Source organism: Psychrosphaera algicola, from assembly GCF_028401425.1.
In the GTDB taxonomy this organism is placed as follows: domain Bacteria; phylum Pseudomonadota; class Gammaproteobacteria; order Enterobacterales; family Alteromonadaceae; genus Psychrosphaera; species Psychrosphaera algicola.
On sequence record NZ_JAQOMS010000002.1, the window covers coordinates 95098 to 116422 of the forward strand.

Consider the following 21325-nt stretch of genomic DNA (forward strand, 5'->3'; position numbering starts at 1 on the left):
AGCTAGGTTAGAACGGCGATGTTTTCGACGGCTATAAACGACAGGTAATCGTTCTTGTGCGCGCTTAGGCAACCCAACTAGACTTTAGAGTAATTATCTAGTTGCAACTATCAACGGAAAGTCCGATGTTGACCAAAGTGCCTCCGCAGCACTTGCAGACGATCTTTGTTTGACGCTTACCAATATGAAGGTGATTATAGCGGGTGGGATGTTTTAGTGCATGTTGCAAATAGTGCCTATGATATTGTAGGTGATACTCAAGCAAAGAATGCCTTACTTGCTAACTGGACGACAGATCAGGATTATGCTCAGAGAGTTGATAACTTAGCTGCTGGGTTAGTGTCTGCGGTTACAAATAGAAATGTACACTTTTTATAGTAGTTTAGAAAGCCATCTAATTGCGATGACACCCAAAACGAAAAGAACAAAAACGAGTGGCACATTGAATAACCACGTAATTCTAATTTACTATGGGTATCCACACCGCCACGAATGTGACCATCCATTGGACCTAGCCAGACAAAAATTCAGAAATGATTTTACTATTCATTTTGGCATCTTGTTGAAAAATAATTGTGTCGTTTTCAGCCTAAAATTACTTACATTTGAATCACTGTATAAGTGGGCGTTAAGTGGGCGTTAAGTGGGCGGCAAATTCAGAGATGCTCTGAAAGCCTTTAAAATTGGTCGGACTGGTCAGATTCGAACTGGCGACCCCTGACACCCCATGACGGGGATCCAACCAAATGGTTTTGTGTACCACGATGTGTACCACAGTGTTAGCTTTAATGATTTTGGTGCGTGGGAATTCTATTTAAAAATGTGTTGGAAGTCTTTGTTTTAGGTGGTCCCCAAGGTGCCGATGAAAACTAAAACCTTGAACGCCGAATTGTTCAAGGCGGAGCACATTTCTGTTCCGTAGGCTTCTCGATTACTAGCCAAAGACTAGCCGAGCTTGCGCAATAGAACGGAAAATGCATTCCTAGGTAAGTATTATCGGCTCAGGGATATGAGTTTTCTGTCAAACACCCTACAAGCAACCAAAACAAACAATAAACCAGTATTTCCATAATGCCCAATAACAATATCGAACATTGTAGAGAGAATTTATTGCGTCGCGGAATATAACAGGATTAGAAAGCGCTGCAACGGAAAATAGAGAAATAAAATTCAACTGGCCATTTATTTTTCAAGATGACGTTTTATTGCCCGTTATTTACACGAAAAACAACATTCACAGCAATCTACTTCTTTAAATTCAAAATCTGTTTTACACTTAAAGTATTAAATTTTTTGGAAGATAATATGAAACATCAGGAATTAATGAGCGTAATAAACGAACACGATTTCACAGCGACAGCGAGTGAGCTACACGGTTTAATTACCGGGTTAATCGCTGGTGGCATGTTTAAAGGTTCGGAAGATTATTTAGCCCATTTAGCCGACTTGTTTAACAATGGTATGGCTATCAAAGGCTCATTAAAAAAGTCTAGCGAAGAATTAACCCAGTCAATATTTAGTCAATTGGCCTCGGAAGATATGTCGTTTGAACTTATGTTACTTGACGATGATGAGGTTTTGTCAGAGCAAGCCGAAGAGCTAATTAACTGGGTTCAATATTTTTAGTGGGTTTTGGTCTGAATCAACGTGATTTAAAAATGGCATCCAATGACGTACGTGAAATTATTGAAGACTTTACTAACATCACGCGCATGGATCCAAATTTAGATGATACAAACGAAAGTCAGGGCGACTATTACGAAGTGGTGGAGTTTATTCGCATATCGGCTGTGTTAATCCATCAGGAGTTTGGTAAGCCACTACAAGACGACGCAGAGCCTAAAAAGACCCTTCACTAATTATTTACGAGTTAATAAAACGTTATGATACCAAACAGTGAGTTTGTCACCCGCCGCAATCGTCTGTTAGCCCAAATGGCGCCAAACAGCGTTGCCATAATACCCGCCGCCAATGAACTAACACGCAGTAACGATACCGAGTTTCCGTTTAGACAAAATAGTGATTTTCAATACCTCACTAATTTTCCTGAGCCAGATGCGTGGCTTGTTTTAGAAAAGTCTTTGGATACAACAAGTTCAACACTGGTTTGCCGGGTTAAAGACAAAGTTGCTGAAATTTGGCAGGGCCGTCGTATTGGTGCAGAAGTTGCCAAGCAACAATTTGAGTTTGACGAAACGTTTGATGAGTCTAAACTCCACAGTGTGTTATTTACCGCTATAAACAATACCACTATCTTGTATTGGCCACAGGGTGAATCTGAAGCAAACGACAAACGTATTTTTGATTTGTTAAACGAACTTCGAACAGGGCCTAAAAAGGCTGGAATGCGCCAACGCAAATATCCGATCCGCGACCACTTATTCACGAGATGCGTTTGTTTAAGTCGGCTGATGAAATTACCGTTATGAAACGGGCCGGCGTAATATCTTCTACCGCCCATAAACGCGCCATGTTGTTTGCGGCAAACCTGCATAAGTTAAAGCAACCGGTCACTGAGTTTCAACTCGAAGCAGAAATTCATCACGAATTTGCGATGTCTGGTGCCAAACACCCAGCCTACGGCACAATTGTTGGTGGTGGCGAAAATGCCTGTATCTTACACTACACTGAAAACCAAGATGTGATTGAGTCTGGGTCATTAGTCTTAATAGACGCCGGTTGTGAATTACAGGGGTACGCGGCTGACATTACTCGTACCTTCCCTGTATCGGGTAAATTCTCACCAGAACAAAAAGCGCTGTATCAATTAGTATTAAATACTCAGGTTGAAGTCATTAATAACATCAAACCGGGTACGACACTAAAAGCGTTAACCGAATTATCGGTTCGACTTATTACCCAAGGGTTGGTTGAGTTAAATATCTTAGAAGGCGATGTCACGCAACTAATTTCACAAAACGCCCACCGAGCTTTCTATATGCATGGATTAGCTCATTGGCTCGGCCTGGATGTACACGATGTTGGAGACTATAACCAAGCTGGTGCTCAACGTCCGTTGCAAGCAGGCATGGTATTTACGGTTGAGCCAAGGCATTTATATCGATTCGGAAGCTAATTGTGATCCAAAATGGCACGGCATCGGTATACGTATAGAAGATAATATTTTGATCACCGAAACCGGTTATGAAAACTTAACGATTACCGCGCCAAAATCTGTTGAAGAGATCGAAGCGTTAATGCAATAAGATTACTTTTATTGATGTGCTGTGAGATTAAGCATTTTTCGTTTATCTCACCACTCAATAAATTGATGATGCAAAGTTGTTTTTTTGAATACGAACGGACTAATTGCAAACCGTGACAAGGTTATAGAAACCGAAAACAAATTTAACGCCGACGGACAAAGTTGAAATAAAACCGATGACAGAAAATGGATCAAACCCTCAAATATTCGATGTTGTTATTTCTGGCGGTGGACTGTCGGGATTGCTAACTGCAATTGGTTTGAGGCAGGAGTCGCCGGAATTAAACATTGCGATAGTTGACCCAAACGCAACAACTAAACCACAATTTGGTTTAGAAGCGCAGCAAACCGAACCTCAATTAAACTTTACAAACAACTTTGATGGTCGTTGCATCGCGTTATCTTACGGCTCGTTAAAGCTCTTGCAACATTGGCACGTTTGGCCAAGATTAAAACCCCACGCATGGCCAATTAAAACTATTGTTACGTCTGACAAAGGTCATATTGGTAAAACCATTTTAAAAGCCACTGATTTCCAATTATCCGCCATGGGATATGTAGCCGAAATGCGCAATATCGGACAGATATTTCAGCAAACATTGGCGCAAATGGCGGAACAAAAATGAGTTGGTTTGTGCAAACCGAAATTAGCGCAATTTGTCATCAGGGTGACTACACCAAACTCACGTTAACCGATGGTAATGAATTGCATTCCAAGTTGTTAGTCGTGGCAGAAGGCGGTATGTCGAGCACAAAATCTTTGTTAGGCATTGAAAACGATACAGCGGATTACAGTCAAACCGCAGTTGTGGCGAATATTAAAACCCAAGGTGCAGATGGTAAAGACGGTAAGTTTGCAAAATTGCTGCGTCACCCAAACCTTGAGAGTAAAGACTTTGTTGATGCTGTTGCGTTTGAGCGTTTTACCACACATGGTCCAATAGCCCTGTTACCGATAGGTCCGCAACAATACTCTGTTGTGTGGACCGAAAGCCACGATAAAGCAGACGACATTTCAAAATTAACAGACACTGAGTTTTGCAAAGCGTTGCAGGCTGAGTTTGGTTTTGCCGCGGGTGAAATTATCGAAGCGGGCGAGCGGGCGTCTTTTCCACTGTATTGCTCTAAAGCTCAAAACTTAACTCACAATCGCGTTGTTTTGTTAGGCAATGCGGCACATACCGTTCACCCAATTGCGGGGCAGGGGTTTAATTTAGGATTGCGAGATATTGCGGTTTTGGTTAATGAAATTAAAGTTGCTTTAGATAGTAAACAAGACATCGGTAGCTTTAGGTTATTAAATCAATATCAAAACAATCGGGTGGACGACATAAACCGGATCACAACTTTTACAGATTCATTGGTACGAATATTTGGACTGGAAGGGCGCTTGCCAGCATTTGTCCGGACTATTGGATTGATGTCCCTGCAAAAATTTGATCCCCTACAACAGTGGTTAGCATTACACTTTATGGGCAGTCAGTCGGCAAAGAATATTCCGCAACTCACGCAATTGCCTCAATTAGCTCAGTTAAAACCGTTAGTTCAAGAACAACAAGCGCATGATCAAAATTAACCCAAGAACAAAAACAGAGTAGGATTTTAGGCATGATTTCAACAGACATCGTTATCGTCGGTGGCGGAAGTGTAGGGTTAACGACAGCACTTGGCCTTGCCAATACCGGTTTTACGGTTACGGTAATAGATAACAGTGCGGCTGAAACCAAACTGTCATCGCCTGAAACGCGAGTATCAGCGCTGTCACCCGCAAGCGAAGCGATCCTGAGGAACTTAGAAGTTTGGCAACATTTGGATTGTGCTCGACTAACACCTTATTCAGACATGGACGTTTGGGAAAAAGATTCTTTTGGGCGAATTAATTTTAATGCCGAACAAGTCTCTGAACCGCGTCTTGGGCATATTATCGAAAACGCCAATATTCGTAATGCATTAATTAATACAGCGCAACAACATCATAAGATTACCTTGTTGTTTGAGACAAAATATCAAACGATTCATAACAGTGACGAACATGTATTAGTGACGTTAGAAAACGGCGCACCTATATTAGCCAAACTGCTTATTGCGGCCGATGGGGCTAATTCAAATATTCGAAAATTGCTAAAACTACCCATTACTTTTTCTGATTACGATCACCATGCAATTGTTGCCACAATTAAAACCACTGAACCACATACTCATTGTGCAAGACAGGTATTTTTGCCTGAAGGGCCATTAGCATTGCTACCACTTTATAATAGTAATTTGTGCTCTATCGTGTGGTCAACATCACCTGAAAACGCCGAGAAATTAATGGCAGACAACGATGAGCAATTTTCTCGAGCATTAACAGCCGCAACAGACAGTGTACTTGGGCCGGTTAGCTTACACAGCAAACGCCAGTCATTTCCACTTACAATGCGTTATGCTAATCAATGGCTGGATAAACGCGTGGTTTTAGTGGGCGACGCCGCACATACCATTCATCCATTAGCCGGATTAGGCATGAACCTTGGCCTATTAGATGCGGCGAGTTTGGTGCAACAACTGCAAAGCGTAGATGTGGCAAATTTACCTGAAATGACCCAACAATTACGTAGTTACGAGCGATGGCGAAAAGCGGAAGCGCAGCAGGTTATTCTTGCGATGCAGTCGTTAAAGTCGTTGTTTGAAGGCAACAATCCAATAAAAAAATTGATCCGTACAGCCGGTTTATCAATGACTAATTCGATGCCAATGGTGAAACATGAAATTATACTCAACGCTATGGGAATGAAAGGTAACCTACCGACATTAGCGGTGCCCGTTGAAATCATCTAAACCAAAATTCGGTAATGTTTCAGATAAGTATTACTAATGCTTAGGCTATGGAGAATAAGTCTAAATTAGTCTATACTCTGCCGCAATTTCAATTCCCGTGTAATTTTTGTGGTTAACAAAATGAACAATTATTTTCATCATTAATCATGATGAAAGGTTCAAACTAGGTGAGAATATGAGCAATAAAACGGTTTTATTTGATAAACATGTAGAAGCAAATGCCAAAATGGTTGATTTCCACGGTTGGGAAATGCCAATCAACTACGGATCTCAAATTGAAGAGCATCATGCGGTTCGCCAAGACGCGGGTATGTTCGACGTATCTCACATGACCATTGTTGATATTAAAGGGACAGACGCTAAATCGTTTTTACGCTATTTAGTTGCCAACGACGTTGCTAAATTAACTGTACCGGGCAAAGCCTTATACACAGGAATGTTAAATGAAGCCGGCGGCGTAATTGACGACCTTATCGTATATTACTTTGACGAAACGTTTTACCGCTTAGTTGTAAACTCAGCAACTCGTGAAAAAGACCTAGCTTGGATCAATAAACAAGCCGAAGCGTTTTCGGTCACTATCACAGAACAACCAGATTGGGCGATGATCGCTGTTCAAGGCCCAAATGCAAAAGCAAAAGTAGCCACATTATTAACTGACGAGCAAAATGCAGCCGTTGAAGGCATGAAGCCATTTTTTGGTGTTCAAGCTGGCGATTTGTTTATTGCAACAACCGGATACACAGGTGAAACTGGCTACGAAATTATGTTAGCGCCAGAGATGGCCGCTAACTTATGGCAACAACTACTAGATGCTGGCGTTAAACCTTGTGGCTTAGGTGCCCGTGATACGCTTCGTTTAGAAGCGGGTATGAACCTTTACGGCTTAGATATGGACGACACTGTTTCGCCTCTTGCCGCTAACATGGCTTGGACTATCGCTTGGCAACCTGAAGACCGTAACTTTATTGGTCGTGATGCAATTACGAAAGCGAAAGAAGCGGGGACTGAGCAACTAGTTGGTTTGGTTATGGAACAAAAAGGTGTTTTACGCAGCGGCCTGAAAGTCATTTCAGAAGCAGGCGAGGGCATAATAACGTCAGGCACATTTTCACCTACGTTAGGCTATTCAATCGCTATGGCCCGTGTGCCAAGTGGTGTTGCTATCGGTGAAAGCGTACAAGTTGAAATGCGCAAAAAATTAGTTGACGTTAAAGTGGTTAAAGCAGGCTTTGTTCGTAACGGCAAATCAGTACTTTAATTTTTATCGTTTTTGTTGCTATGCCATCTTGGATTAGGCTGAGTTCTTAACTAAGAAAATAGCGACAAATAAGAGCAAAAAGAACGTCAATTAGACGTTTTATAAAGAAATTATCGTTTGCAGGTTGAAGTATAGCCGCACACCAATTATCTTTTCCAAGGTATGTGGCTAAATTTGTAAATAACTAAACTTAAATTATCTATCCTAAGGAACATAATAATGAGCAATATTCCATCGGACTTAAAATATGCTTCGTCTCACGAATGGGTTCGTAACGAAGGTGAAGGCGTTGTTACTGTAGGCATTTCAGAGCACGCACAGGAACTTTTGGGCGACATGGTATTTGTTGACTTGCCTGATGTAGGCGACGAATATGCCGCTGGTGACGATTGTGCAGTTGCAGAATCAGTTAAAGCAGCATCAGACATTTATGCTCCTGTTGCGGGCGAAATTGTTGCTGTAAATGAAGAATTAGAAGACTCTCCAGAAACAGTTAATAACGACCCATACGGTGACGGTTGGTTGTTCAAAATTAAAATGGAAGACGCTTCTGAACTAGAAGATCTTCTTGACGCAGAAGGTTACGCTCAGTCTATCGACGAAGACTAATCGTAAATGAATAAAGGCCCCGTTAACTTATCTCTATAGGAAATGTAACGGGGCTTCTTTGTTTTTGCGCTGCAGTTTTATGGGTTGTTTAGACAAACCATATCCTGCAACGCAAATTGTAATCGTTTAAGTCTAGGTGCTTGGTTAGGCCAGAAAACGGTTTCAATGCAAAAGTACTATTTGTCGATTTATGCACCTTTCACTTTACATGGTGTTTAAAACGCAAAGCCGATTTACAACACATACAGCAATTTTAGGAAGTCGCACTACCATGACCGAAAAAACCAGCTTACAGCAACTAGAACAACACGACATTTTCATTCGCCGTCATATTGGTCCAAGCCAAAGTGACCAGTCAGAAATGTGTCAAGTGTTAGGCGTAAGTTCAGTGGATGAGCTAATTGACCAAACGGTCCCAGGTTCGATTCGTTTAGACAAAGATATGAACATTGGCGACGCGCAAACAGAAGAAGAGACGTTAGCGTATTTAAAACAAGTTGCTGGTGAAAACAAGGTTGCAAAATCTTATATCGGTTTAGGTTACCACCCAGTGTCGGTTCCTAACGTTATTTTACGTAACGTTATGGAAAACCCAGGATGGTATACAGCGTATACGCCTTATCAACCTGAAATTGCTCAGGGTCGTTTAGAATCGTTGTTGAACTTCCAACAAATGACTATCGACTTAACAGGCTTAGATTTAGCAAGTGCATCATTATTAGACGAAGCAACTGCAGCAGCAGAAGCGATGGGTCTAGCAAAACGTGTTTCTAAAGCCAAAAAAGCCAATAGCTTCTTTATTGCAGACGATGTTTTCCCTCAAACCATTGACGTTGTTAAAACCCGTGCAGAAATGTTTGGTTTTGACGTAATCATCGACAAAGCAGAAAAAGCCCCAGAATTAGAAATCTTCGGTGCCTTGTTCCAATACACAGGTGCAGAAGGTCAAGTAAACGATATCAAACCTTTGATTGCTGGCGTTCAAGCCAATAAAGCCGTTGCATTAGTTGCAGCCGATATCATGAGCTTATTATTATTAGAAGGCTCAGGTCATTTAGGCGCAGATGCCGTATTAGGTTCTGCTCAACGATTTGGTGTTCCTATGGGTTATGGTGGCCCACACGCCGCGTTTTTCGCCACAAGCGACAAACATAAACGTTCATTGCCTTAGCCGTATCATTGGTGTGTCTAAAGACCGCCGCGGCAACAAAGCCCTACGTATGGCAATGCAAACCCGTGAACAACATATTCGTCGTGAAAAAGCCAATTCAAATATTTGTACCGCTCAAGTTTTGCTTGCCAACATGGCGGCATTTTATGCGGTATACCACGGTCCTCAAGGCCTTAAAACAATTGCAACTCGCATTAACCGTATGGCAGACATATTTGCCGCAGGTCTTACTGCTAAAGGCGTTTCACTTGTTAATGCAACTTGGTTCGACACCATCACATTTGTGGCACCAAACAAAGATGAAATTTTAGCCCGTGCTAAAGGTAAGTTAGTTAACTTCCGTACCGATCTTGAAGGCAAGTTGTCAGCAACGTTAAACGAAATCACTTCACAAGCCGATTTACTTGAGTTGTTTGATGTTGTTTTGGGCGAAGGTCACGGTTTAGATGTAAGTGTGATTGACGCACAAATTGTTGCCCAAGACAGCTCGTCTATCCCTGCTGAATATGCTCGTAAAACAGACGTATTAACGCATCCAGTATTTAATTCTTACCAAAGCGAAACAGAAATGTTGCGTTATATCCGTAAGTTAGAGGGTAAAGACTTATCGCTTAATCACTCAATGATCTCATTGGGTTCTTGTACCATGAAGCTAAACGCAACTGCGGAAATGATCCCAGTGACTTGGCCAGAATTTGGTAACTTGCACCCATTCTGTCCTGCGGACCAAGCTTTAGGTTACCGTAAGATGATTGGTGAATTGTCAGATTGGTTAATCGACGTAACCGGTTACGACAATATTTCTATGCAACCTAACTCAGGTGCACAGGGTGAATACGCCGGTTTGATTGCAATTCGTAAATATCACGAAAGCAATGGCGATCATCACCGCAACATTTGCTTAATCCCAAGCTCTGCACACGGCACTAACCCTGCATCTGCGCAAATGGCCAGCATGAAAGTGGTTGTTGTTGAATGTTTACCTGACGGTAACGTCAACATGGAAGACTTAAAAGCAAAAGCGGAATTACACGCTGATGCGCTGTCTTGCATCATGATCACGTACCCGTCAACTCACGGTGTATACGAAGAAACCATTAAAGAAGTATGTGAAATTGTTCACCAGTTTGGCGGTCAAGTTTATCTTGACGGTGCAAACATGAACGCCCAGGTTGGCTTAACTTCACCTTGGCTTTATCGGTGCCGACGTTTCCCACTTAAACTTACACAAAACCTTCTGTATTCCACACGGTGGCGGCGGCCTGAGTATGGGACCAATTGGCGTTAAAGCGCATTTAGCACCATTTTTACCAAACCACGTCGTGAGCAAAGTTGAATTTTTTGGCGACAACAATGTCGACAACGTGGGAACAGAAAACGGTGCGGTTTCTGCTGCACAATATGGCTCTGCGGGCATCTTACCAATTTCATGGGCCTACATTGCCATGATGGGTAAACATGGCTTACGCCAAGCAACAGAAGTGGCTATCTTAAACGCCAACTATGTAATGGAACGATTAAGCAAACACTACCCAGTATTGTACCGCGGCCGTAATAACCGCGTAGCGCACGAATGTATTATCGACATTCGTCCACTTAAAGAAAGCTCAGGCATCACAGAAATGGACATCGCTAAACGTCTTAACGACTACGGCTTCCATGCACCAACCATGTCGTTCCCAGTTGCGGGCACGTTAATGATTGAACCAACTGAGTCAGAAGCAAAAGTAGAACTAGACCGTTTTGTTGACGCGATGATTGCCATCCGTGAAGAAATCGCGAAAGTTGAAAACGGCCAATGGACTGTCGACGACAACCCATTAGTATTTGCACCGCACACAGCTGAAGATGTACTAGACCCAGAGTGGAACCGAGCATACGCCCGTGACTACGCCGCATTCCCATGCGCCGCGGTTAAAGAAAATAAATTCTGGCCAACGGTAACTCGAATCGACGACGTATACGGTGACCGTAACCTCATCTGCTCGTGCCCTCCGCTGGATACGTACAGAGAAGATTAGTTTATATGTGAGGATAATTAACTAAGTTGGTTAACGATTTAACTAAGATGGTTATTTCAATTAAGTTGGTTAATTAGACTCAACATTATTTTTTAAAAGGCGACCCAGAAATGGATCGCCTTTTTTCTTATGCGTTTTTGAAGCCGATAGTACTTCATATTGTTAGGGAAAGTTTTAAGATGAAAGAAGTTATACATTAATGAGTATTAGCTTGTAGTTGATCTGCCGAGTCCTACTGAGCGAAATGCGATCATTCACGGTAACTCATTTCTGGATAAAAGCGTGTAATCTACCTTGTTACTTAGCTGTCCATGAATTAACAGAGTTATGGGAAAAGCTCTCTTTAAGTAAATTTAAAGTGGTACACATCTCAACTAACACACTATATGCAGCTAAGTTTACATGATAAACTAATCTGTAGTGTAACCCTATGATTTATAAAAGAACATTGTAGCGATATAGATTAAGGGTATGTTTTTCGTTTGTTGATTGGGTATAAAAATGTATTTACATTGTTTGAAAATGGAAAATTTCAGAAGGTATGAACAGTTAGAGGTTGAGTTCAACTCTGGCCTAAATTTATTGGTTGGGGAAAATGACTCAGGAAAAACGGCGATTGTAGATGCTATTAAGTATGTGTTGAACACTCAAAGTTATGAGTATTTAAGACCGTGCGTAGAAGACTTTTATTTAGACTCAAGCAAAGATGAATCACATCGAGCCACTGAATTCCGTGTGGAATGCACCTTTAAGGGCTTTGATAAGCACGAAGCAAAGCACTTTATTGAATGGCTTGGTACTGATGAAGACAAAAATTACTTCTTGAAGGTATGGATCTCAGCATCAAGGAAAACTGGCAGGGTCTTTTACGATGTTAAGGCTGGTAGTGATGATGAAGGAGTTGCAATTAATGGTGAAGCTCGTGATTTGCTCAGGGCAACATATCTCAAGCCACTACGTGATGCTGAAAGCGAACTAACACCGAAAAAGGGATCTCGTTTATCTCAAATTCTTTATAACCATGATGTTTTCGAGGATGAAGAAAACCATCGCTTACTTCGAATAATGTCCTTGACGAATAAGGCTATCGAAAAATTCTTTACAACTCATGATGGCAAAGAGTTGCTTTTAGACATAAACACATATCTAGATGAGTTTTCTCTTGAAAACAATAAGCTCAACTCAAGGTTTAATGTAAGTGATAGCTCCCTCAAATCGGTTTTAGAAAAGTTATCACTAAGATTATTCAACCAATCAGTATCTGAAAACAACAATCAAGGTCTTGGTTCCCATAACCTTTTGTATATAGCCGCAGAGCTGTTATTACTGAAAAAAGCAACTATCAGGGCTTGAAGTTAGGGTTGATCGAAGAGATTGAAGCTCATTTGCATCCACAAACACAAATCAGGTTGATTGAGGCTATTCAAAATATATGTGAAGAGAACAAAATTCAGTTCATACTCACAACTCATAGCACGAGTTTAGCGTCTAAAGTCAAATTGAAAAACTTAGTACTATGCAAAGATGGATGTTTATACCCAATGGGCAAAGAGTATACAAAGCTGAGAGAGGGGGATTATTCATTTCTGGAGCGTTTTCTTGACTCAACTAAGTCTAACTTGTTTTTTGCCAATGGAGTGATTCTAGTCGAAGGGGATGCTGAAAATATTATGTTACCTTCTTTTGCCAAAAAATTAGGTCGTGAGCTTTCACAGCATGGTGTGTCTATTGTAAATGTAGGTAGTACAGCATTCTTGCGCTATTCAAATATATTCTTGAGACAGGACGAAAAAAATTAAGTCTTGATGTTTCATTGATAACTGATGTGGATGTAAGACCTTTTATTCATGAAGATAAGCAAACTAAAAATAAAAAAGACGAAGATGGAAATAATCTTAAAGATGAAGAAGGCAAAACTATTAAAGTTGAAATGACCTCAGTAGAGATCGAAGAGATGAGGATAAATACAGCTCAAGACATTCGAGATAAATATGAAGCGCCTGTAACTGCTTTTGTTGCGCCTTATTGGACTCTTGAATATAGCATCGCTAGAAGTTGTTTAAGTGAATTGTTCCACCAAGCTGTTTATATTTGCCATAAAACAAAGTCAAAAGACTATGTGTATAACAAAGAAGAAAAAGTTGCATTAATTGAAAAAGCTAAGGTCGAATATAAGAAATGGAAAGATGAAGATAATTTGAGTGTTGATGAAATTGCTTACAATATCTATCAGAAGATCATGCTCGATAAGAAGATTTCAAAAGCTGTTGTAGCTCAGGTTTTCTCAGACTTTATCATTGACGCCGATTTTGAAGGCGTAGAAGCAGATGAAAACCTTAGCTATTTGGTTAGTGCGATTAAGAATGTGACGGGCAAATAAGTATGAGTCCGATAACAGAACAAGATATTCTAGATGTAGAGAAGAAACTTTCCCTAAAGTTCGATGACGGGAGTAAAGAGTTTATTAAATGTTCCGTCACAAAAGATATCCAAGCTTGTCCGGGGGCAGGTAAAACGACTTCATTGGTTGCTAAGCTGGATATACTCGCCACTAAAATGCCGTTCCCGGATAAAAGTGGCATTTTAGTTCTAACTCACACCAATGTTGCTGTCGATGAAATCAAACGTAAGCTTGGCCATAACGGAAGCAAGGTTCTTGGATACCCCAACCATGTAGGAACATTTCAGTCTTTTATTAATAAATACTTGGCAATACCTATGTATGTGAAGATATTTGGGAAAAAGCCCGAGACAATAGATTCTGAAATATTCAATGAGAAACTGGTCTCTTTAATGAATTCCAACTGGATTGGTAGGATTTTATTAAAGCGATGCCAAGAAAATAATTTTAAAAGTGTTGAGAGGTTTTTAGACAACTTAGAGGTATATGACGAAAAAATTGTGTTAAAGCAATCTGGAGGAAGGGAAAAAACAATGGTTAACAGTACAAAACCATTTTATGCCCAACTCAAATCTTACCTTGAAAAGAACGTTGTAAATCAAATAGCATCAAGAGGTTATTTAACATTTAGTCACTGTTATGACTTGGCAGAAGCATATCTGAAAGAAGTCCCTGATATAGTAAACCTTATCAGCGCAAGATTCAGCTATGTTTTTGTTGATGAAACTCAAGATACAGATAATAGACAGTTTGATCTTTTAAATAATATTTTCGGAAATTCTGACTCTACAATTCAAAAAATTGGTGACAACGATCAGTCAATATTTAATTTTCAAAGTTCAAATGAACAGACATGGGATATCAAGGATGAACATATTAGAATATGTGATACGAAGAGGTTATCTCCAAAAATCTCTAATGTTGCTAGCCATTTCTCCATAACAGATCATAAATTAACAACTGGTAGTCAAGTTAATATTGATCCAGTAGTCATAGTATTCGATGATGAACGTATTGATCAGGTATTGCCTAAGTTTGCTGAGTTGATTAAAAGACACAACTTGCATTTGGAAAATAATCCAATGTTTAAAGCAGTTGGGAATATAGGAAAAGTTAACGACTACCATACCATACCAAGCTACGTTGAGTCTCATGCTGTAACCCCTCCTGAACTTATAAATGGAGATAATATTAGAGATAAATTTTTCAATAGTAGCTGTGAAATTACGCCATGCTTTATCAATAACGTTTATTGGAACTTGGTTGTTCAATACCTAGACGTGAATGGAATAAAAAATAAAGGGAACAAGTTTACAACAAAGACACTAATTCACTATTTGAAACTCAACAATAAAGTTCTTCTTGATGAGTTAAAATTGAACTCATTTTACATTGTTGAAGAGCTTCTAATTGAGACTGACCTCAATCTATATCTTGAAAAATCATTACAGTCACTGGCTGATTTTATGGGGTTCAAATACGAGCAAGATCAGCTCATTACATTAATTTCCAACTATAGAACACCAAAAGTAAAAGCGAGCCAAACAAAATTTCAGTCGTTGCTGAAGGCTCTCCTATAGATATATTTGTTTCTACAATACATAGAGCAAAAGGTGAAACCCATACTGCGACTCTAATTATGGAAACATACAACAAGGGCTACGATATAAATCAACTCTTGCCTCTATTAAAAGGCAAGAAGAAGAAAGGCTTAGAGGCGAAGAAAAAGGTACTTTATGTCGGTATGACAAGACCGACTCACTTGCTCTGTATAGCAATTCATAGGACTTATGCTAAGTCAGCGAAAAATAGAGTCACTTTAAGTGAACAAGATTTAGATCAGATTAGGGCAAATGGCTACGAAGTTGTATGTATAAATAAATGATTTAGATTATTGTCAGCAATAAAAATCTGCCGTACCTGTGTTTTCTCGGTAGAAGCCTCAACCTATCTCATCTATGGCAGCTAATTTGTCAATATGAGAATTTTGGGGACTGCCCCTTTTAGCAACTCCTTCTCGTAGAACCGTTTATGCTCATTATTTTGCCCTCAAATTTATAAAGTTACATTAGTTATAGTAAGATAAACTTTACCTATTCGGCGGCACCGATATCTGTTCTACACGCTTTGGGACAGAAGATAGCTAGTTACCAAGTGCTAAGCAACAGTCAGCATTGATCAATCGTGTTAAAGTTGTTTGATGTTTTAGCAGTGGTCTACGGCTCTTAAACTATATTCAGATTACAGTCTATATAATTTTTAGACAATATTAGGATTATGTAAAATATGAATGACTCTAAGGTCCCTGAAACTATTTCAGAGTGGCATGAATGGCTTTCTGAAGAAGAAACAAAAACTCTAGAATCATATTTAGCTAAACCTGCTAATTTAATAAAAGAGTTTCGCAGTGAAAGAGCCACCAGTGAAGATTATAAAGGCAGGGAGGTTTTAGAACTTTTACAAAATGCTGCGGATCAAGCTAAAGAGTCTTCTGTAAGGGGAGAGTTGTTATTGAGGTAATGGATGAAGGGCTATTAGTTGCTAATACTGGTAAGGCGTTCTCGCTTGGTGGTGTACATTCATTACAAAATCATCATCTTAGTCCTAAAAGGCGTAAAGAAAAAAGTTAATCGGATGCAAAGGACTAGGGTTTCGCTCGGTACTAAATTTAACTAAAAAACCTTTAATATCTAGTGGGAGTTTAAATATCGCATATAGTGGTGCGTATAATAAAAAGTTATTAAAGCAGATCTGTAGTCAATCTAATGACGTTCAGTTATTAGTCTCTAAAGAGCAGGAGCAAGAAAAAGGGTTAGTATTTCCCATTTTGCCATTTCCAGCATTTGGTAAAAACTATGATGAATTGACTGAACCTACTACTTTAAAGTTTAAAGAGCGCTGCCATTTCTGGCGTTCCGAGGGTTACAATACTGTTATAGGTATACCTTTTGAAAAGCCTGAATTTAGATATGATGTCGAAAAACAAATCTGTTCACTTAGCCCAGAAGTACTTTTATTTGTCCCATATTTAGATGAAATTATATTTATCCTGCCAAATAAAGACGTTAAAGTTTGGACAAAAGAAGGAGATGAATCGGCATCTTTAGTTTTAGAGAATGATGAACCTATTGGTATTTGGCAAATATTTAGACAGTCAGGAAATGTAGAAAGTACTTATCTTGATAATAACACCGATAAATTATTGGGTTACGAGCTAATCATTGCTGTGCCGGATTATAATGACGGTGATAACCCAGTAACTCATCCATTATATTCTTATTTTCCTACACAAATAAACCTTCCCGTTCCTGTTGTTTGCCACGCTACTTTTGAATTAGACCAAAGTAGAAACCACTTAAAAAAATGCAAAACTAATGAGTTCGTTTTTGAAAAGTTAGCGGAGTTTATAGCCGAAGTAGCAGAGTTAAGAGCAAAACAGTTCCCTGATGGTATTAATGCTGGTTATAAAATAGTGATACCTTTAGAAAGTTATTCACACGATTTTAAGTCTGTGAATTTTGAAGATTTATTATACGATGCTGTGTCCAATAAAAACATAATACCTACTATTGATGGTTCTTTACTTTCACCTAAACTTAGTAAAGTTTTAAACATTGAAAGTACCGAGTGGTTGCCTGAAGAAAGTTTTGGCGATATTGCAAAATGTAATAAAGAACAAAGCCGATTTTTCATTAAATTAGGTGCTGAACACATAAATAATAAAGAGATACAAGAAAGATTTATTGCTCATAATTGGCAAGATGTAGATCAGCGAGTTAAAGCAATTACTGGAATAATAGCTCATAATTTCCATTCTTCTACTCATTCATCTTCTTTACTGTTAGCAACTAACCAGAAAAGTCTACCGCATGCAGTGACAGTTTTTAATTCTCGGAAAGGAATTGATTTACCCGAACTTCCTTCATGGCAAAAGCTTTGGTTTTTAGATGAGCTTATGCAAACAAAACTGATGTTCCTCTTAGAAGCAAAGGATGTAAGAAGTCTACAAGTAAAACTATCGGATTTTGGCTTAAGAGAATACTCCTTGGGTAGCCTTATTAGTAGGTTAGCAGCAAATGCAAACTCGAAGAAAAAAGTTGTTGAAACTCCGGAAAGAAAGATAATAAATGACGAATTGATTACTGCAATTTATAGAATATATAAAGCTGAAGATCTTAGTTCAGTCAAACCTGCCTTTCCACCGAATGTTACTATAGAAATTGAAAACCAATCAGGGGATTTAATTCGAACGTCAAATTTATATTTTGGGAAAGGTTATGGTTCTGATGGCAATATTACCCAAGTTTTGTACGAAGATGTTAAAGATTGCAAATTAGTCGCTCTACCATCTACATTTCATTTCACGGAAAGCATTGAAAACTTGATTGAGTTTTTTATTTGGCTCGGTGTAAATAAATGGCCAAGAACTATAATCCAAAAGCGAATAAATATTAGCGCTGATAAAACTTATCTCGAACATGTTAAAGACTCATTCGATTACCCTGTGAGTTTTGGGAATGAGTATATTTTTAAAACAAAAGAATCACTATCTTCATCTCCATTGTATTTAACTTCAATAGCAAATATAGATGGTTTAGAACAATTTTTGATTCCAACTAAATCGGATGCAGTAGCAGCATGGCTGTCTAGAGATGAGAGAATTAATACTCTTTTAGCTGACACCACCGATAACAAAATAGCGGCAAGAAAAGGCTACGACAGAAATGATAGAGTTCATCAAGGGGCATTGCCTAGCTACATAAAATGGAAGCTGGAATATACGGATTGGTTGATGGATAAACACCAAAAACCAATAAAGCCTAAAGAGTGTATTGTCATAGATAAAACTACAGATGCAATTTTTAGTAGACCAGCTAGACCAAAAGCTGAAGTGTTATTAAGCTTTGGAGTATCTGAAAGAAACATAATTGATGGTTGGAGGAAAGGCGGTGTAATTACCAATCAGTTTGAGCTGAAATCCTCTGATATTTACGATAAATTGATAGAACTTCCTGCAAAAGATCCGAAGGGAGTTGCAGCTAAAGCACTATACCGCTGGTTCTTAGATATTATCGATGCTATAGAAGTTGGTAATGAATCGTCAAAGTTAAAATTTTTGTCTACTGGAGAAATGTGGGGTGTGTGTGATGGGAAGTTCGATTATTACCCGATAACAGACTTAAGACATGATGATATTGGAAGTTTGCCAAGCACTTTAACTAAAAAGTTATCAATGGCTGCGCTTTCTCATAAGGTTGGGGTTAGAAAAGTAGAAAAAGTTTTTGGTATAAAGTCAATTAGTCTTTCTTCTTTAAAGCAAAAACCAAAACATTATATTCTTGATATTGACCTTGATGATTATTTCCAGAAAGCCAAACCATACTTGTATGCTGTAAGGGCTGGAGTAGCTGGCCAACAAGCAATTTTACAAAAATTAAAAGGTTATTCACTTAAAGTATGTTCTGAACTAAATGCAGAAGTAATATATGAAGGCGATGCAATAGAGTTTTCTCTTCCGTTTTGGGGATGGTTAATAGATGAAGCAACTAGCACTATTTATGTGCGTTCAAATCCATCACTACAAACAAATTCTAATTCACAGTTACTTGCTGATTCAGTTGGTTCTGCATTAGCAAGCATGTTCTTACTCACAGATGGAGGTAATTTTTCTAGATTATTTTCATGCGGAGAAAATGAAAGAAGAGAGTTACTAAAAAGTATCAGAGGCGATGATAGCTTTATTGATATTGATGAAATTTTGTTGGATTTTGACGATGATTTTACTATTGATGAAGAAGAGCACCTATACTCAGCCTTCGATGAAATTGATGATCCTGAAGTAGTAAATGATAAAGATGAAAGCTCTGAAAGCCCAGGTGATGATGAGCAACTTCGCGATAAGAGATCTACTCACAAGAGTGAAAAAGAAGCATCAAATGACGATGATGATGATATAGAGGTTACGTCGAAAGATCCCCAGCCAGTCAAAAAGAAAAAACAACTAATATAAAAGTTGTCAAGCGAACTAAAAGTTCAAGGAACAGCGTTTCAGGATATAAAGCTACGGATGGAGACTTTGCTGAAAAGAAGGCTATTGAATTTGAAGAATACTCGAATAGGTTTCCATTGAGAGTAGGACAAATTCAAGGAAAGGAAGGTTTCGGCTGCGATATCCTAAGTTTTTCATCTCAGCAATTAAGAGATGACTTTAAATCAAATAAAAATAGAAATATATCTTCAGTTAGTCGCTTCATTGAAGTTAAAGGCAGAAAAAATATAAATGCTGAAATAGAGTTGCGTGGCAATGAAAAAAATTGTGCGTATAAACATTCAGAAAAATATTATATATATAGATTAAGTAAAACCAATGACGGTGAATACTTGTTGGGTATATTAAAAACCCTCTGTCAGTGCAAGAGGCTGTTGAACAATCAATTTATGTTCACCTTGATATGACAGAAAGTACTGAGTTTTTGGATATTAGAGGGGGATCAAGGAGAGCTAAATAGTAAGGTTATAACCAATGTTCAGGTATAACCTGTAGTGGCATAGTGATTTTGGCCACCTAATTAGAGGATGTTATGATTGAATCATAACAGTATTAGGTGAAGATAATGGCTAAGAAGTCACGTAAAAATTTCAGCCCAGAATTTAGATTAGAAACGGCACAATTGGTACTCGATCATGGTTATACCCATGAAGAAGCAGCTAAGGCCATGAATGTGGGTTATTCGACGATTGGTAAATGGGTTAAACAGTTAAAAGAAGAACGGCAAGGCAAAGCGCCTAAAGCAACACCCATGACTCCCGAGCAGCTTAGGATAAGAGAGCTTGAAAAGAAAATTGAACGCATTGAATTAGAAAAGGAAATTCTAAAAAGGCTACGGCTCTGTTGATGTCGGACTCACTGAACAATTCGAATTAATCGAAAAACTCAATCAGAGCCATAAAGCTAAGGTATCCAATAAAAATATTGTGTGATGTCTTCGGTGTTAATCGTAGCAGCTTTAAATATTGGCTGAAACGAGATAATTCGCCGTCAGTCGAGCATCAAGTATTACTAAAGAAGGTTGAGAATGCTCATGAGTTAAGCGGTGGCTCCGCAGGTGCCAGAACAATCAGTGAAATCATTACACAAGATGAAAGTGACGTAACGTTGAGTCGATACCGGGCTACTAAGTTAATGAAAAAGCTTAATTTAGTGAGTTGTCAGATACCACAACATGCTTATAAGAAAGGCTCAAAGGAGCATGTGGCAATACCTAACTTGCTTGGTCGTCAGTTTGATGTAACTGCGCCTAATCAAGTCTGGTGCGGCGATGTGACGTACATATGGACAGGAAATCGTTGGGCCTATTTAGCTGTCGTGATTGATTTGTTCGCTCGAAAACCTGTTGGGTGGGCAATGTCACACTCACCTGACAGCGAATTAACAGTCAAAGCACTAACAATGGCTTACGAGCTACGTGGCAGACCTGAAAACGTGATGTTTCACAGTGACCAAGGCAGTCATTACACGAGCCGAAAATTCAGACAGAGGCTGTGGCGTTACCAGATAACACAAAGCATGAGCCGTCGCGGAAATTGCTGGGACAACGCACCGATGGAGCGATTTTTCAGAAGTCTAAAGACAGAATGGGTTCCAACGGTAGGCTATCGTAGTTTTAATGAAGCCAAGATAGATATCACGAAATATATTATTGGCTATTACAGTCAAGTTAGGCCGCATCAGCATAATGGCGGTTTGGCACCAAATGAGTCAGAGAGAAGATACTGGCTAAACTATAAAACCGTGGCCAAAAACAGTTGACCACTACAACCAGACTATATAAAGTTG

At 39.2% G+C, this 21325-nt stretch carries 14 protein-coding genes, 1 other RNA gene and 4 pseudogenes; 18 read left to right on the plus strand and 1 reads right to left on the minus strand.

Features of this window, described 5'->3' with window-relative positions; genetic code table 11:
- Positions 1-165 precede the first annotated feature (165 nt).
- On the plus strand, positions 166-378 hold the full coding sequence (locus tag PN838_RS00495) for a hypothetical protein (RefSeq protein ID WP_272179424.1): 213 nt from the start codon (positions 166-168) through the stop codon (positions 376-378).
- A 466-nt stretch (positions 379-844) separates the two neighbouring features.
- Here PN838_RS00495 and ssrS read toward each other — a convergent pair.
- Positions 845-1040, minus strand: a non-coding RNA gene (ssrS, locus tag PN838_RS00500) — 6S RNA.
- A 283-nt stretch (positions 1041-1323) separates the two neighbouring features.
- Here ssrS and PN838_RS25855 point away from each other — a divergent pair.
- From PN838_RS25855 to PN838_RS00580, 17 genes and pseudogenes are all read left to right on the plus strand, one after another.
- Positions 1324-1859: pseudogene (locus PN838_RS25855) on the plus strand (UPF0149 family protein).
- Positions 1860-1883: 24 nt separating this feature from the next.
- A pseudogene (pepP, locus tag PN838_RS00515) lies at positions 1884-3206 on the plus strand (Xaa-Pro aminopeptidase).
- A 175-nt stretch (positions 3207-3381) separates the two neighbouring features.
- Entirely contained in the window at positions 3382-3831 is a 450-nt protein-coding gene (locus tag PN838_RS00520; protein WP_272179427.1) for a Rossmann-fold NAD(P)-binding domain-containing protein, read from the plus strand.
- Positions 3828-4781 carry an FAD-dependent monooxygenase gene (locus tag PN838_RS00525; RefSeq protein WP_272179428.1) on the plus strand — a complete coding sequence of 318 codons (954 nt, stop codon included), beginning with the start codon at positions 3828-3830 and terminating at the stop codon, positions 4779-4781. Before PN838_RS00520 ends, PN838_RS00525 begins: the two co-directional genes overlap by 4 nt.
- Positions 4782-4813: 32 nt before the next feature.
- Entirely contained in the window at positions 4814-6025 is a 1212-nt protein-coding gene (locus PN838_RS00530) for an FAD-dependent monooxygenase (protein ID WP_272179429.1), read from the plus strand.
- A 175-nt stretch (positions 6026-6200) separates the two neighbouring features.
- Entirely contained in the window at positions 6201-7286 is a 1086-nt protein-coding gene (gene gcvT, locus PN838_RS00535) for a glycine cleavage system aminomethyltransferase GcvT (protein WP_272179430.1), read from the plus strand.
- A gap of 219 nt (positions 7287-7505) precedes the next feature.
- The gene (gene gcvH, locus PN838_RS00540; RefSeq protein WP_215964921.1) at positions 7506-7895 is read left to right on the plus strand and encodes a glycine cleavage system protein GcvH; all 390 of its coding nucleotides are present in this window, start codon (positions 7506-7508) and stop codon (positions 7893-7895) included.
- 271 nt (positions 7896-8166) lie between these two features.
- Positions 8167-11087 (plus strand): annotated as a pseudogene (gene gcvP, locus PN838_RS00545) (aminomethyl-transferring glycine dehydrogenase).
- A gap of 501 nt (positions 11088-11588) precedes the next feature.
- Complete coding sequence (locus tag PN838_RS00550) at positions 11589-12440, plus strand: ATP-dependent nuclease (protein ID WP_272179431.1); 852 nt, start codon at positions 11589-11591, stop codon at positions 12438-12440.
- A gap of 8 nt (positions 12441-12448) precedes the next feature.
- On the plus strand, positions 12449-12886 hold the full coding sequence (locus PN838_RS00555) for an ATP-dependent nuclease (protein WP_272179432.1): 438 nt from the start codon (positions 12449-12451) through the stop codon (positions 12884-12886).
- A gap of 26 nt (positions 12887-12912) precedes the next feature.
- Positions 12913-13467: a hypothetical protein gene (locus PN838_RS00560; RefSeq protein WP_272179433.1), complete on the plus strand. Its 555-nt coding sequence runs from the start codon at positions 12913-12915 to the stop codon at positions 13465-13467.
- 2 nt (positions 13468-13469) lie between these two features.
- Positions 13470-15068, plus strand: coding sequence for a UvrD-helicase domain-containing protein (locus tag PN838_RS00565; RefSeq protein WP_272179434.1), 1599 nt, complete (start codon positions 13470-13472; stop codon positions 15066-15068).
- 2 nt (positions 15069-15070) lie between these two features.
- A complete protein-coding gene (locus PN838_RS26840; protein WP_370661077.1) occupies positions 15071-15373 on the plus strand; it encodes a hypothetical protein in 303 nt (100 codons plus the stop codon).
- A 401-nt stretch (positions 15374-15774) separates the two neighbouring features.
- Positions 15775-16008, plus strand: a complete 234-nt coding sequence (locus tag PN838_RS00570) for a hypothetical protein (protein ID WP_272179435.1) — start codon at positions 15775-15777, stop codon at positions 16006-16008.
- Between the two features lie 307 nt (positions 16009-16315).
- Positions 16316-19498 carry a hypothetical protein gene (locus PN838_RS00575; protein WP_272179436.1) on the plus strand — a complete coding sequence of 1061 codons (3183 nt, stop codon included), beginning with the start codon at positions 16316-16318 and terminating at the stop codon, positions 19496-19498.
- Between the two features lie 83 nt (positions 19499-19581).
- Positions 19582-19944 (plus strand): protein NO VEIN domain-containing protein, encoded by a 363-nt coding sequence (locus PN838_RS26845; protein WP_370661078.1) that lies wholly within the window; start codon positions 19582-19584, stop codon positions 19942-19944.
- A 158-nt stretch (positions 19945-20102) separates the two neighbouring features.
- Positions 20103-21298 (plus strand): annotated as a pseudogene (locus PN838_RS00580) (IS3 family transposase).
- The last annotated feature ends 27 nt before the right edge of the window (positions 21299-21325 follow it).

Excerpts from the sequence above, each read along its gene's own strand:
- PN838_RS00520 (WP_272179427.1), top strand. The coding sequence starts at position 3,382 with ATGACAGAAAATGGATCAAACCCTCAAATATTCGATGTTGTTATTTCT.
- PN838_RS00525 (WP_272179428.1), top strand. The coding sequence starts at position 3,828 with ATGAGTTGGTTTGTGCAAACCGAAATTAGCGCAATTTGTCATCAGGGT.
- PN838_RS00530 (WP_272179429.1), top strand. The coding sequence starts at position 4,814 with ATGATTTCAACAGACATCGTTATCGTCGGTGGCGGAAGTGTAGGGTTA.
- gcvT (WP_272179430.1), top strand. The coding sequence starts at position 6,201 with ATGAGCAATAAAACGGTTTTATTTGATAAACATGTAGAAGCAAATGCC.
- gcvH (WP_215964921.1), top strand. The coding sequence starts at position 7,506 with ATGAGCAATATTCCATCGGACTTAAAATATGCTTCGTCTCACGAATGG.
- PN838_RS00550 (WP_272179431.1), top strand. The coding sequence starts at position 11,589 with ATGTATTTACATTGTTTGAAAATGGAAAATTTCAGAAGGTATGAACAG.
- PN838_RS00565 (WP_272179434.1), top strand. The coding sequence starts at position 13,470 with ATGAGTCCGATAACAGAACAAGATATTCTAGATGTAGAGAAGAAACTT.
- PN838_RS00570 (WP_272179435.1), top strand. The coding sequence starts at position 15,775 with ATGAATGACTCTAAGGTCCCTGAAACTATTTCAGAGTGGCATGAATGG.